At 64.2% G+C, this 11692-nt stretch carries 11 protein-coding genes; 5 read left to right on the forward strand and 6 right to left on the reverse strand.

Annotation, left to right across the window (positions count from 1 at the left end; translation table 11 throughout):
• Window positions 1-10: 10 nt before the first annotated feature.
• Window positions 11-760: an HAD-IA family hydrolase gene (locus tag GEV06_10565; protein ID MPZ18338.1), complete on the reverse strand. Its 750-nt coding sequence runs from the start codon at window positions 758-760 to the stop codon at window positions 11-13.
• Between the two features lie 117 nt (window positions 761-877).
• Here GEV06_10565 and GEV06_10570 point away from each other — a divergent pair, with 117 nt between their 5' ends.
• The gene (locus GEV06_10570) at window positions 878-1279 is read left to right on the forward strand and encodes a hypothetical protein (protein MPZ18339.1); all 402 of its coding nucleotides are present in this window, start codon (window positions 878-880) and stop codon (window positions 1277-1279) included.
• A gap of 18 nt (window positions 1280-1297) precedes the next feature.
• On the forward strand, window positions 1298-2440 hold the full coding sequence (locus GEV06_10575; GenBank protein ID MPZ18340.1) for a S58 family peptidase: 1143 nt from the start codon (window positions 1298-1300) through the stop codon (window positions 2438-2440).
• A 2-nt stretch (window positions 2441-2442) separates the two neighbouring features.
• On the opposite strand, the gene GEV06_10580 is transcribed toward GEV06_10575, so the two are convergent.
• A complete protein-coding gene (locus GEV06_10580) occupies window positions 2443-3561 on the reverse strand; it encodes a twin-arginine translocation signal domain-containing protein (protein ID MPZ18341.1) in 1119 nt (372 codons plus the stop codon).
• A 90-nt stretch (window positions 3562-3651) separates the two neighbouring features.
• Here GEV06_10580 and GEV06_10585 point away from each other — a divergent pair, with 90 nt between their 5' ends.
• Both GEV06_10585 and glgP read left to right on the forward strand, forming a co-directional pair.
• On the forward strand, window positions 3652-4635 hold the full coding sequence (locus GEV06_10585) for a pyridoxal-phosphate dependent enzyme (protein ID MPZ18342.1): 984 nt from the start codon (window positions 3652-3654) through the stop codon (window positions 4633-4635).
• A 40-nt stretch (window positions 4636-4675) separates the two neighbouring features.
• Window positions 4676-6826 carry an alpha-glucan family phosphorylase gene (glgP, locus tag GEV06_10590; GenBank protein ID MPZ18343.1) on the forward strand — a complete coding sequence of 717 codons (2151 nt, stop codon included), beginning with the start codon at window positions 4676-4678 and terminating at the stop codon, window positions 6824-6826.
• A gap of 17 nt (window positions 6827-6843) precedes the next feature.
• Here glgP and GEV06_10595 read toward each other — a convergent pair whose 3' ends face one another.
• Both GEV06_10595 and GEV06_10600 read right to left on the reverse strand, forming a co-directional pair.
• A complete protein-coding gene (locus tag GEV06_10595; GenBank protein MPZ18344.1) occupies window positions 6844-7044 on the reverse strand; it encodes a hypothetical protein in 201 nt (66 codons plus the stop codon).
• Between the two features lie 203 nt (window positions 7045-7247).
• Window positions 7248-8120, reverse strand: coding sequence for a polyphosphate kinase 2 family protein (locus GEV06_10600; protein MPZ18345.1), 873 nt, complete (start codon window positions 8118-8120; stop codon window positions 7248-7250).
• A 32-nt stretch (window positions 8121-8152) separates the two neighbouring features.
• Here GEV06_10600 and GEV06_10605 point away from each other — a divergent pair, with 32 nt between their 5' ends.
• A complete protein-coding gene (locus GEV06_10605; protein MPZ18346.1) occupies window positions 8153-8611 on the forward strand; it encodes a hypothetical protein in 459 nt (152 codons plus the stop codon).
• Between the two features lie 3 nt (window positions 8612-8614).
• Here GEV06_10605 and GEV06_10610 read toward each other — a convergent pair whose 3' ends face one another.
• The gene (locus GEV06_10610) at window positions 8615-8995 is read right to left on the reverse strand and encodes a hypothetical protein (protein ID MPZ18347.1); all 381 of its coding nucleotides are present in this window, start codon (window positions 8993-8995) and stop codon (window positions 8615-8617) included.
• Window positions 8992-11658, reverse strand: a complete 2667-nt coding sequence (locus GEV06_10615) for a VWA domain-containing protein (protein ID MPZ18348.1) — start codon at window positions 11656-11658, stop codon at window positions 8992-8994. Before GEV06_10615 ends, GEV06_10610 begins: the two co-directional genes overlap by 4 nt.
• Window positions 11659-11692: the final 34 nt, after the last annotated feature.

Here is an 11692-nt window from a genome sequence, read left to right on the forward strand (position 1 = left end):
CTCCCGCGTGTTACTCGGATAACGACGCTTCCGTTCCAGAATGCGTACGAGCTGACGCCGTGTCCTTCGGCGCCGCGTGCGGCGGCGCGGTGAGCCATGCACCTCGCTCGCTCAGGAACTGGTCGTAGTCCGCAATGACGGCGTGCGGCGGTGGATCCGTCTGCGCCAGGATCTCTCGCGGATAGCTCGTGCTGACGCCGATTGTCGTCATACCGGCCGCGCGGGCGGCGACGATGCCGGCTGGTGCATCCTCGAATGCGAGACAATGCTCGGGGAGAGCCTCAATCAGGCGCGCCGCTTCCAGGAATACGTCAGGAAACGGCTTTCCCCGGGGCAATTCGTCGCTCCGGGCGACCAGTCCGAGCCTGTGGTCGAGACCGAGCTCCGCCAAGGTGTGCTCGACGTTGGCTTTGGGTGCCGACGTGGCAAAGGCGATCCGCACCCCGCGTGCTTCGAGAAGGTCCAGCAGTCGGTCGAGCCCGGCCAACGATGACAGGCGGCCCTTCGACAACTCGCGATAGAGCGACTCCTTCTGCTCCGAGAGCGCTTCCGATTCTTCCAGCGTCATATCGTCGCGAGAGAAGAGGCGTGGAAAGATGTCGCGATTGCGTTTCCCGTCCATCCACTTGCGTGTCTCCGGCGTCAACTGGGGCAGCCCATGAACAGCGGCAAACGTGTTGAAGGCCTCCTCGTGGAAGGGCATGTTGTTGAGTAGTGTGCCGTCAATGTCGAAGACGGCTCCTTGGATGTCGTGCGTCATCGGTCCATTGTACCTGCTTGGCGGCAACTGCCCGCCGGGGCCGATGGAGACGCAAGCTCCGAGAACAGTCTCCACCAGGCGCTGTCGGCCTTCGCGCCTTCAGTCGATAATAGGCGGATGACTGGTCCGTTCATCGCAATGGCGCTCTTGTGCCAGCGTCTCGATCGCCAACCCGACGGCACAGTCGACGTTCGCGGTATCGTCGACGGTGTCGAGGTCGAGCTCCCCACCGATGTAACCACCGCTGAGCCTGTCGTGATATCACTCCTCGCGGTCGTGTCGCTGCGCGCGGGAACGACCCGAGGGTCCAAGGAGGTCACGGTCCAAGGTCAGTACCCGTCTGGCGCCACCGGCCCTGCCGTCTCGCGCCGCATGCAGTTTTCGAACAGCTTCCCGAACGCAACGCTCACGGTACCGCTCGAGCTCGAGATCGACCAAGCAGGAATCTATTGGTTCGATGTATCGGCAGATGGCCAGCTGCTGACCCGCATCAGTCTGCTCGTGCAGCGCAAAGCGTAGGCAAGGAAACGAGTCGCCATGTCCAGGTATGCACGTGTGTTGCTCATGCTCGTTCTGCTGGGTGCGACCTTTGTGGTCGAGGCACAGGAGCCCCGCCCGCGGGCGCGCGACCTTGGCATCCGGCCGGGAGTGTTCGAGACAGGTCGACTCAATACCATCACGGATGTCGAGGGCGTACGCGTTGGACATGCGACGCTCATTCGAGGGGAGCGCGTTCGCACAGGTGTGACCGCCATCCTGCCGCACGGCGGCAATCTCTTCCAGGACAAGGTCGCCGGCGCCGTGTTCGTTGGGAACGCGTTCGGCAAGCTCGCGGGTGCGCTGCAGGTGGCCGAGCTGGGCACGATCGAGACGCCGATCGTCCTCACGAGCACGCTGAGCGTCGGCACCGCATCGGAAGCCGTCGTGGAGTGGACGCTGCAGCAATCTGGCAATCACGATGTGCGCTCCGTCAACCCGCTGGTCGGCGAGACGAACGACGGCAGGTTGAACGATATCCGGGGACGCCATGTCGGCGGTGCCGATGTCCTGCACGCTATCGAGGAGGCGTCCGCGGGCGCGGTGGCGGAGGGCGCGGTCGGCGCTGGAACAGGCACGTCCGCGTTTGGCTGGAAGGGCGGCATCGGCACGGCATCGCGTGTGCTGCCACGCGATTACGGCGGCTTTACCGTCGGCGTCCTGGTGCAGACAAACTACGGTGGGTTTCTCACCATCGATGGCGTGCCGGTCTGGCGCACGCTCGGGCAGCCGCCTTTCCCGGTGGCGGGCGCTCCGGATGGCGACCGGCGCTCCGACGATGGATCGTGCATGATCGTCGCCAGCACCGATGCGCCTCTGGACGCGGCGGCACTGGAACGCCTCGCGGCGCGCGCGATCTACGCACTCGCACGAACCGGCTCCTCGTACACGAACGGCAGCGGCGATTTCGCGATAGCCTTCTCGACCGCTCGCGACGCCCGCTGGCGTCACGGCGACCGGGGGGCACGACCGCGCGCGCTACTCCCGTCCGATGCGCTCTCGCCGTTGTTCCAAGCGGTCATCGAAGCCACGGAGGAGGCGGTCTACAACTCGCTGTTCGCCGCAACGACCACGACCGGCAACGGCCACACGGTAGAAGCCCTGCCGATTGACGAGCTCCGCCGGCTACTCCAATCGAAGTAACCTCATTCGTCGGTCGGCTCTCCGGGAAGCAGGAACTCCGTCTCCAACGTCTGCGCTCCTTGCTCGGTACATACCGCAAACCTCGAGCGATACAGAGAGACGCCGGCGAACTCACCCTTCTTGCTCACCACGTAGAAATTGAGCTGGAAGCTGGGCTGGCCGCGCGAGTTGAGGAGCCGCTTCTCGACCGTGTTGGCCTGGACGCGCTTCAACGCCTCGAGCGCCGCATCCTTCGGGTGGCGCCCTGCGCGCATTTGCTCCACCACGAGGAACGAGCACAGGTTGTACAGGTTCGCTTCACCCCGGCCGGTGGATCCAGCGGCCCCAACATCGTTGTCGACGTACAATCCCGCGCCAAGAATCGGTGAGTCGCCCACTCGTCCCGGTATCTTCCACGCCAAACCGCTCGTTGTCGTGACACCGCAGACCTCACCGCTCGCGCTGACGCCGTCGCAGTTGATCGTGCCCCAGATGTGTTCCGGGTCCAACAGGCCCTCGCGTGCCATTTGCAAGGTGGCGCGGTACCCCGCCTGAGCGCGCTGCTCGGGATCGAGATAGTGCTCCGGGTCTGTGCGCCGCTTCCACTCCCGCCACAGCGCGCGCGAATGCGGCGTGTTGAGATCCTCCTCGACCTCGAATCCAAACCGGCGTGCGAGCTCCTGTGCGCCTCTTCCGACAATGAGATGGTGGTCGGTGTGGTTCATGACGAGGCGCGCGACCTGTGCCGGCGTGCGCACGCCCTCGAGCGCCGCAACGCCGCCGGCACGCCGCAGCGGTCCGTGCATGCAGCACGAGTCGAGCTGGATCACGCCGTCGGCGTTCGGAAGACCACCAAAGCCCACGCTCGAATCTTCAGGATCGAGCTCGACAATGCTGACCCCTTCGATCAAGGCGTCGAGGACGTCCTTGCCCGCCGTGAGCTGGGTGAACGCCGTTTGGACGGCGGTCATGGGCCCGCCGTTCTTGTAGCGGTTCCCATTCGCCGATCCGACGACGACAGGCTTGGCTGGTGCTGGAATCAGCACGGCCGGCGCCGCCTGCGTCGTTGAGGTCACCGCAGCCACGCCTGTCGCCGCTACGCTCGTCTGAACGAACTCTCGCCGGGTGATGCGCTTACCCATTCACACGCTCCTCGCCGTTCCCGTTTCCCAATTCCCGAATCCGATTCCTGCATTGACGGGGGCAAGAACCGCTGACTAGCATAGTGCGATTTGGCTGCACCGAGCATCGAACGTGAGATCCCCATCGAAGCCGTGCGAGAGGCGGCCGCGGCCATTTATGCAGTGGCGGTGCGGACACCGCTCATTCCGTTGGATCTGCCCGGTGCTGGCACCGAAGCCGATCGGCCTCGCGTCTACGTAAAGCTCGAGACCCTCCAGCCGATTGGCGCGTTCAAGATCCGGGGCGCCTACAACGCTGTCCGTCGCTTGCCGCCTGGGACGCTCGCTCGCGGCGTGTGGACGGTCAGTGCGGGGAACGCGGCCCAAGGCGTTGCGCTCGCGGCGCGGCGCATGGGCGCACCATGCGCGGTCATGATGATTGACACGGCGCCGGAGGCCAAGCGGTGGGCGATCGAGCAGCTGGGCGCGACGATCGTGCCGGTGTCGTACGATGAAGCGTGGCGCGCCGTCGAGCAGCACGGCTCGGACCGCATGTCTGGAGCGATGGTCCACCCGTTCGACGACGATCATGTTATTGCCGGCAACGGCACGATTGCCTTGGAGATCGTGGAGGATCTTCCCGAAGTGACATCGGTCATTGCCGCGGTTGGCGGCGGTGGTCTCGTGGCGGGCATTGCGGCCGGGCTGCGCGCGTTGCGGCCGGATGTCCAGGTCTATGGTGCAGAGCCGGAGACCGCAGCGCCGCTGGCGGTCTCGATCGCGTCGAACCGGCCGAGCGTTTTTCCCAATTGGAAAGCCTCGTTCGTCGATGGCGCGGGCGGCAAGTCCGTGCTGCGATCGATGTGGCCGCTCGTCTCGCCGCCGCGGATCAAGGGCTCGATTGTCGTTACACTCGAGCAAGTGCGCGCGGCCATGCGTCTCGTGGCCGAGCGCACGCATGTGATTACGGAGGGCGCCGCGGCCTGCGCGGTCGCCGCGGCCATGAGCGGGAAGGCCGGTCCCGGCCCGGTGGTTGCGGTCCTCTCCGGCGGCAACATCGATCTAGCGCGGTTTACCTCGCTGGTGTCCGAGTAGGCCCGACCTTCAGGTCGGGCGTCGATAGTTGACAATTGCTATGGAACAGCACGACCCCGAGCTTCCTGAACTCCCTTCTCGCGTGGCAGGATTGCGCGAGCTCGCCAACGACCTTTGGTGGGTATGGCACGACCATGCGCGCGAAGTGTTTCGCGCGCTCGATTACCCCCTGTGGCGGGCGACCGCACACAACCCCGTCGAATTGCTGCGCCTGGTCTCGCCGGAGCGCTTGACGGAGGTGGCCAGCAATCGCGCCTTTCTGCGTCTCTACGACACGGCGTTGGAGCAGCTCCAAAACACCCAATGCGCCACTGACACCTGGTGGTCGCGCCGCACCCCAATCGGCCGCCAACGACCGATCGCCTATTTCTCGGCCGAGTTCGCGCTCCACCAATCGCTGCCCATCTATGCGGGCGGTCTCGGCGTGCTCGCGGGCGATCACTGCAAGGAGGCGTCCGACCTCGGGCTGCCGCTCATCGGCATCGGCTTCATGTACCCGCAGGGCTATTTCCACCAGCGCCTCTCCGCCGATGGCTGGCAGGAGGAGCACTATGTCCGCCTCGACTGGCAGGATGCGCCGATCGAGCGTGCCACGTTGGCGCAGGGCCAAGACTGCGTGGTTGCCGTGCCGCTCGGCAACCGCACCGTGCTGGCGCAGGTGTGGCACGTGCGACTCGGCTGCGTCGACCTGTATCTCCTCGACACGGACCTCGAGGAGAACGCCCCGTGGGACCGAGAGCTGTCCGCGCGACTCTACGGCGGCGATCGCGAAACGCGGATTCAGCAAGAGATCGTGCTTGGCATCGGGGGTGTGCGTGCCGTGCGGACGCTCGGCTACGACCCCATTCTGTGGCACCTCAACGAGGGCCACGCCGCGTTCGTCGCGCTGCAACGTATCCGTGACCTGGTCGAGCATGGCGCACGCTTCGATCAAGCGCTTCAACACGTACGGGAGACGACGACGTTCACAACGCACACGCCGGTCGCCGCCGGACACGATGCCTTTCCGTTCTCTCTGGTCGAAACGCACCTGGCGGGTTGTTGGGGCAGTCTCGGCGAGCTTCGCGAAGAGTTCCTCGCGCTCGGTGGCTACGACAATGGACAGGGTACGCAGTTCAACATGACGACGCTCGCCATGCGCACCTCCGGCGCGGTCAACGCCGTGAGCCGGCTGCACGGCGACGTGACACGCACCATGTGGAAACCGCTGCTCGACGAGCTGGGTCGCCAGGACACAATGACGTCGATCACCAACGGCATCCACGTGCCCTCGTGGCTGGCCGTGGACGTCGCGCGCCTCTTCGACACGTACCTCGACGCGCGCTGGCGCGACGCGCAAGACGACCCGCAGGTCTGGGATGAGGTGCTGGCGATTCCAGACGAAGAGCTCTGGCGTGTGCGTCAGCGGCTACGCCGATATCTCTTCGCCTTCGTGCGTGAGCGTATGCGAGACCGCTGGATACACCAGCACGTGAACAGCGCGCGCGTTCTGGCCGGTGGCACCCTGCTCGACTCCGAAGCGCTCACCATTGGCTTCGCTCGCCGCTTTGCCACGTACAAGCGAGCAGAGCTCATTTTTCACGACCCTGCGCGCCTGGCGCACATTCTCAACGAGCTCAAGCGCCCGGTGCAAATCATCTTTGCTGGTAAGGCGCATCCTGCCGATGAACCGGGCAAGCGGGCACTTCAAGCGGTGTATCACCGTGCCGTGGATCCGGCGTTCGGCGGCCGGGTTGCGTTTGTCGACGACTACGACCTGCACGTCGCGCACTTTCTCGTCCAGGGTTGCGACGTCTGGCTGAACAACCCGCGCAAGCCGCTGGAGGCGAGCGGCACGAGCGGCATGAAGGCCTCGGTCAACGGCGTGCTCAATGCCAGCATCGGTGACGGCTGGTGGCCCGAAGGCTATACGGGCGCCAACGGCTGGCTCATCGATCCGGGTACGACCAGCGAGGATCTGGCGGCACAGGACGCCGCCGACGCAGAGGCGCTCTATCGCCTGCTCGAAGAGGAGATCGTCCCCACCTTCTACGAGCGCGACGAGCAGGGCGTTCCGAGACGCTGGGTTCAAATGGTCAAAGAGGCCATCCGTACAATTGCGCCCCGCTTCTCGACGCGACGGATGCTCAAGGAATACGTGGAACGGATGTACCTTCCTGCGATAGAGACTGTGACGAGCAAGAGCGAGTAACCGGATCGTCGGCGCACTCAGTCTGTGACTCTGAAATGCGGGTTCTGAATTAGGCCGACTATGTTGCCGAACGGGTCGGCAACCGTTGCCACCTTGATGTCCCCGCCCACGTCCTTCACGGCCTGGCGCGGCTCGGCACCCTGGTCGAGCAGATGCCGATAGGCCTGTTCGATATCGGAAACTCCCCAAAACGCCACGGCGTTGTTACCGACGTTCATCTCAATCCGAGAAACATTGCAGCTCCTTGGGGGAGACGTGACTGGCGGCATCGGCGTCGCAGCACACATCTCCCGCGTGCTCGCGTTCGCCTACGTCCGCTGGCGCAAGAGTTGCGCCGGACTCGTGCCGGCACGAGTTGATGCTTACACGATATGGTACACGACGCATCTCTGCAGTGCGTAGATTATCTGGTTCCCGGGCCTCACGCCTCACCGAGGTCGCGGCGAATGGCCGCGAGCTGCTTGCGCTCCGCAGCCGACAGCTTTGGAAACTGCGGATCGAGGCTTTCGAGCGCTTCGAGTAGGATCCGCGCAACCACGAATCGCATGAACCACTTCTTGTCACCCGGCACGATGTACCAAGGCGCCACATCAGTGCTCGTGGCCGAGAGCATCTCCTCGTACGCACGCTCGTAATCGTGCCAGTGCTGGCGCTTCGCGACATCACCGGCCGAGAACTTCCATTGCTTGGCTGGATCGTCGAGACGCTTCAAGAAGCGTTTGAGCTGCTCTCCTTTCGACACGTGCAGAAAGCATTTGCGGATGAGCGTTCCGTTTCGCCAGAGATGGCGTTCCAGCGCGTTGATGTCCTCGAATCGCTCGTCCCAGATCTGCGAGGTGACACGCTCGGGCGGAAGCTTCTGGCCGGTCAGGAGATCCGGGTAGACCCGCACCACGATCACATCCTCATAATGGGAGCGGTTGAAGACGCCGATATGCCCGCGCCGCGGCATGGCGCGGTGGACGCGCCAGAGATAGTCGTGATCGAGCTCTTCAGCCGATGGTTCCTTGAACGACGTGACGGTGACACCTTGCGGGTTGAGACCACGCATGACGTGCTCGATCGTCCCGTCCTTTCCCGCCGCGTCCGATCCTTGCAGCAAGAGCAACACGGACCACCGGTCGGCTGCCCAGAGCCGCTCCTGGAGCTCGAACAGCTTCTTGAGAAGCCGGTCGAGCTCCTTTCCTGCCGCCTTGGGGCTCGTGAACGGCGTGGTGTCGTCCGTGTCCCACTGTGCGAGCGTGACGCGCGTTCCCGGTTTGACGCGAAAGCGATCGAGGCTCAATTTTTGCATTGAGGATTACCCTTCTCGTAGAATGACGTCGTATGCCTCGGAAGTCCGTATCGAGCGCGCGGTGTCCCCTGTGCGGCGCCAAAGAGGTGTCGGAGCCACGCGGAGAAGAGAAATACTGCCGTGACTGCTGGGACAAGAAGATCGCGGTTGAAGAGATCGTGGCGCGTGAGTTCGCGCTCAAGCGCTACATTCGCGCGCACAGCGCCGAGAAATACCTCATCTATCACTCGACCCTCAAGCGCCCCTGTGGACAGTTGGTTGTCGTCGACGACGGGTACGATCTGTTCCTCACGATGATCCTGTATCCGAGCTTCTCCTGGGAGGAGCCAGCGTATCACCTTGAAGGCGACCCTGAGGGACGGAGCTTCGGTGAGATCCTCGTCGATGTCGTCGCAGCAGAGGTCATCGAACCCTGGGGCGGCGGCAAATGGCACCTCGAGATCTTCCGTTCGCAGGCACCCGAGGCCGAGGAGTGGAATGGCGAACTGTGACGGTTATTGAGTAATCACTCGCTCCACCCACGTCCCAACCAGCGGCAACTTCCACCAATAGCCCCTCGAAGCCTTGTAGATGCACACCAGCCACACGAGGATGCTCAGGATCGCCACCGCTTGCGCCACGTAGACGCAGGCGCGCATCGCCGTATACGAAACGGTCAGCATCAGCAGCGACACGGCCGCGAGCACGACGGTGAGCAGGGCCAGGCCCCCCAAGCCGACGAGCGCCTGGAGGGCATGGAATCGAACATAGCGGTTATCGCGTTCCAGCACGAGCAAGACGAGCCCGGTGATCCACCATGCCGAGTAGGCGAGCACGGCCGCCAGTCGCGGATCGAGTCCCGTCGTCGTCGTGCGTGGCGCGATGCGCTCCGTCATTGGGAGGCCTTGTTTGCCTCCACTTGTTCGAAGCGCACGGCCCCGTCGGTCTTCACGACACGCGCCACGGCGAACGGGGTCGTCAACTGCTGGGTGCGTATGGCGTCCGACGCTGGAGCGACTTCTCGGTACGCGACGATGATCCCGTCGCCTTCACGACGAACGCTGTCCACGCGCACCGAGTATCCTCCCGTGGAGCGCCGGCCAAGGAACACAGCCACTAGCATCTCCTGCTCGAAGTCGACCTTGGGGAGCGGCTTGCCGGTCGGGAGTGACTCCCACAGCTTCTCCCACTCGGCCTGCGATCGAATGACGATCTGTTCCGGCTTGGTGCGGTTGCTCAACGGGCCGAATGCAAAGTTTGCGAACGCCACGGCATCGCTGTCCTCCTGCGCCTCCTGTCCGCCTCCAGCCGTGCTGGGCGGCGGCTCTGGCGGCGCCACGACGTCGAACGAGAGCTCGCGCAAGGCGGTTTCCTTGCCGATCGTCGGCACGGCGTCAATCTGCAATACATACTTCCCTGGCTCGACGTCGACCAGCGGAATCTCGACCTTGTGACCGTAGCCGCCGCCCTTCCCCTCGAGCTCTGTCGAGGCGCGCTGCTCCGTCGCCCGAAAGACCTCACGTCCATCCACGCTCTTCACCCGCGTGGTGATGGCAACGTTGTGCGCCCGCTCCAGCGGGTCGTACAGCTCCGCGTAGGCCGTTAGCGTGTCCCCCGCCACAAAGGTGCGCACCGGCGTAGGCGGTGTCTCGAGCATCTCCTTGATGTCGTCGTCCAACGCCGGCGTCAACGTGAGGGCCGCAGCGCGTGACGTGAGCAGGATGCCGCTCATCGCCAGCTTTTTCTTCCTGTAGTCGGGCACCTCGAGGTCGTAGAAGACCGAGCCGAGCGTCCCCTTCTGCGCCTCGCGCGCGGCGACGCGGAGCTGATACCGGCCCGGCTTCAGCTCCAGCTTGCGTACGAGACGGAACCCGGTGAGCTGCACGAGCTGGTGAGTTTCCGGTCGCAGCTTGGGATCGATCAGGACCCGGTCGCCGCCTTGCACCTTGGCCTCGTGGTCGATCGCGATGAGCGACACCTCGATCTGGTTCACCGCACGACCGTTCTCTTCCTTGAACGACAGCCCTTGCCCCGGAACTTGAATGGTCACCGCCACGTCGGCCTTCTCGTCAGTGCCCTTGAAGGGGGCAGCCGTGACGCCCAGCGTGAGGCCGGGCTGGGGCAGCGGGCTCCTGAGCAGCTCCTTCACCCCGGCAGAGGTGTCGGTTGGCGCCGGCGTCTCTGGCGGCTTCTCCTCACGACCCCGCGGCCTCAGGTATCCCTTGCGCGCCACCACCTTGACGCCCGGGCGCTTGACCCGCACCTCGATGCGGCGAAACCGGCCATCGCGGCGCTCGTACTTCGGGTAGTAGCCGAGCAGGTAGTAGTGGCTGTTGGCATGGACGATGCGGTCGTATGCCGTGGCGAAGTCGTTGGTGTTCACGACCGCGAGGCCGCCCGTCTCCTCGGCCAGGGTGCGCAGACTGTCCTGCGATCGCCGCGCCTCGGACGCAAGGGACTGCGTACCGATGCCATAGGCAGGATCCTCCGGGGGCGCCGTCATTTCAATGCTCTCACCGCCGAACATCGCGCCGAGCCCACGTGGATCGATGGTGTAGAAGGCGACGTTGTTCTGCGTCGCGGCGGCGATGGCGTCCTTCATGGCGTACAAGACGTCGGAGGCATTCCGCTGGATATCGCCCATGACGTCCAGCGTGTCGTAGTCGATCCCCTCGCTGAAGAAGAGAATGGCCTTGCGGCGCCCTTGCACATTGTTGAGGTATTGCGCGATGTTCTCCAGGCTGCCCATGGAAGTACGCGCGTTGTACGCCCGCTCGAAGTCCAACGGGTCCTGAATGCCCTTGCCGGCCCGATTAGAGCTGCTATCGGGTAGCTGCGTGCCTCGCTGCCGGTTGTAGGCATCCAACCGCTCGAGCGTCGCGGATCGGATCTTGCGTCCCATGAAGCGATTGACGGACTGCTCGAGCAGCAACTTGTTGCTGGTGAACTCCTGCGCTGCGTCGGTGCGCCCACCGGTGTAGACGACGGCGGCAATGTCGTTGGCACCGAGATGCTTCTCGATGAACTCGTTGGCGGCCTTCTTGACGAGCGACGACTGCAGCGCATGCGTGTGCACGTCGTCGAGCACCATCACGTAGATGCGCCCATCGAGGGGCTGCTGGTTCGAGGCGGTATCGCTCGGCAACGGCTTGCCGTCGAAGAGCGTCGTCTCCGTGCGGTCGACGGGAATGGCAACCTCGGTGAAGGTCGCTATCTTTTGCGGAATCTTCTCCTCGAAGATCTGAAAGTCACCCTGCGTGAGGCTCCTCACGAAGTTGCCCTTCTCGTCGGTCACGGACACGTCGACCTCGACGTAGTTGATCTCGGTCCTGAAGACCGCCGCGGAGGGCTGTTGCGCCGATGACTCCGAGGCAGTCGACGGCGCAGGGTTGGATTGGTCGTTCGCCGGCGTTTGGCGAGGCGGCGCAGACGGCTGTGCCTGGACCGCGCCCATGACAGCGGCCAAAATAGGGCCAAGCAAGGATCGTCGCATGGTTCGAGACCACGAACCGGGAAGATAACCCGGAAGGAAACAGGCAGCGCGCTGGCGCTGGGACATTATCAAGGTTCGAGGGTCGAGGTTCAAGGTTCGC

The sequence above is a fragment of the Luteitalea sp. genome, from assembly GCA_009377605.1.
Classification (GTDB): domain Bacteria; phylum Acidobacteriota; class Vicinamibacteria; order Vicinamibacterales; family Vicinamibacteraceae; genus WHTT01.